This is a genomic window from Methanobrevibacter sp. 87.7, assembly GCF_002208625.1.
Taxonomy (GTDB): Archaea; Methanobacteriota; Methanobacteria; order Methanobacteriales; family Methanobacteriaceae; genus Methanarmilla.
Genome location: NZ_MRCT01000229.1, coordinates 1 through 2,004 on the forward strand (window position 1 = coordinate 1; position 2,004 = coordinate 2,004).

A 2,004-nucleotide genomic window follows, 5' to 3' on the forward strand; every position below is an offset into this window, starting at 1 on the left:
ATTTTGTATTATTTTTTAGAATTAGTTTTTTTTTATTAGTTTTAAATTATTTAAAAAATAGTTTTATTAAAAATAGTTAAAAAAGATATGAAATTTTTATAAGTTTTCAATATCTTTTTCATCAAATAAATGTGCATTTTTGCTTTCTAAAAGTTTTTTAGCTTTTTCATAGTTTTCAACTTTTATTACAACAACAGCTTCATCTGTTTTGTTGTTTGCAAATGCATATATGTATTCAAGATTAATTTTTTCTGTTTCTAATGTTTCAAGAAGTTCATTTAATCCATTTGGTTTATCTGGAATTCCAATAATTATAACTTCAGTTTCTCTTACAATAAATCCTTCTTTTTCAAGAAGTTCTTTTGTTTTTTTATTATCTGTTACAATTAATCTTAATATTCCAAATTTTGCTCCATCTGCAACAGATAAAGCACGTATATTAATTCCTTCTGAAGAAATTGAATTAATTGCTTTTTTAATTCTTCCTTCGGTATTTTCAATAAAAACTGAAATTTGTTTTACTACCATTTTTCTCACCTATTCAAAATTTCTTTCATCAATTACACGAATAGCTTTACCTTCACTTCTTGGAAGTGATCCAGGTTCAACTAATGTAACATTTACTCTAAGACCAATTTCTTTTCCAATACTTTTAGCTATTTTAGCTTCAAGTTTATCTAAATCTTTCATTTCATCTGAGAATAATTCTGGAGTAATTTCTACTTTGATTTCAACTTCATCTAAAGTTCCAGGTCTTGTTATGTGTATTTGGTAGTTAGGACTTGAATTACTTACTTTAAGTAATCCTCTTTCAATTTGTGATGGGAAAACCATTACTCCTCTAATTTTGAACATATCGTCAGTTCTTCCAGTAATACGAGTCATTTTAACTGTTGTTCTTCCACAAGCACATTTTCCATGTACAAGAGAAGTTACATCTTTGGTTCTAAATCTTAAAATTGGCATTCCTGTTTTTGTAAGACAAGTTAAAACAAGTTCTCCTTTCTCATTATCTCCTAAGACTTCTAATGTTTTTGGGTTAATAATTTCTGGATAGAAATGATCTTCTTGTATATGCATACCTGTTTGTTCTTTACATTCATTTGCTACTCCAGGACCCATAATTTCAGTAAGACCATAGATGTTTAATGCTATAATTCCTAATTTCTCTTCAATTCTATGTCTTAATTCTTCAGTCCACATTTCTGCACCGAAAATTCCAGATTTAAGGTTAATATCTTCTGGACCGTAACCTTCTTCTTGAAGTGCTTCACCAAGATACATTGCATATGATGGTGTACAAGTTAAGATATCACTTTTGAAATCTCTCATAATTTCAAGTTGTCTTTTTGTATTTCCTGATGACATTGGTATAACTGTAGCTCCAAATTTTTTAGCACCATGATCTATACCAAATCCTCCAGTGAATAATCCATATCCATAACAATTTTGGATTTTATCTTTTCTTAAACCACCTGCCATTCCAATAGCTCTTGCAGTGATTTCTGCCCATATGTCAATATCTTTTTCAGTATAACAAGTTACTGTTGCAGTACCTGTAGTACCTGAAGAAGCATGAATTTCTACAATATCTTCAGGTTCTGCTGCAACCATTTCAAAAGGATATGCTGCTCTTAAATCATCTTTAGTTGTAAATGGGATTTTTTGAATATCTTCTAAAGTTTTAATATCTTCAGGTTTGAGTCCTATTTCATCAAATCTTTTATGGTAGAAAGGGACTTCATGGTATGCTCTTTGAACTGTTTTTTTTAATCTTTTAAGTTGTAATTCTTTCCTTTCTTCAGGATCCATACATTCCATTTTTTCGTTCCATATCATTATATCACTTTATCATATTTGATATTAATAAAAATGAAAATTAATTTTTCAATATTTTATAATATATTACTATATATTTTAAATTACTATTTATATTTATAATTCAAAATCTTTTATGAATAATTTTTATTGAATTATTTGATTTTTATATATTTTTTAAACTAA

General features: G+C 27.4%; 2 protein-coding genes. Both read right to left on the reverse strand.

Going from position 1 to position 2,004, the window contains the following annotated elements; all coding sequences use genetic code 11:
* Positions 1–96: 96 nt before the first annotated feature.
* Positions 97–528 (reverse strand): acetolactate synthase, encoded by a 432-nt coding sequence (locus BGI41_RS07865; protein ID WP_088540147.1) that lies wholly within the window; start codon positions 526–528, stop codon positions 97–99.
* 9 nt (positions 529–537) lie between these two features.
* Positions 538–1,839 (reverse strand): phenylacetate--CoA ligase family protein, encoded by a 1,302-nt coding sequence (locus tag BGI41_RS07870; protein ID WP_088540148.1) that lies wholly within the window; start codon positions 1,837–1,839, stop codon positions 538–540.
* Positions 1,840–2,004 lie beyond the last annotated feature (165 nt).

Excerpts from the sequence above, each read along its gene's own strand:
- BGI41_RS07865 (WP_088540147.1), bottom strand. The coding sequence starts at position 528 with ATGGTAGTAAAACAAATTTCAGTTTTTATTGAAAATACCGAAGGAAGA.
- BGI41_RS07870 (WP_088540148.1), bottom strand. The coding sequence starts at position 1,839 with ATGATATGGAACGAAAAAATGGAATGTATGGATCCTGAAGAAAGGAAA.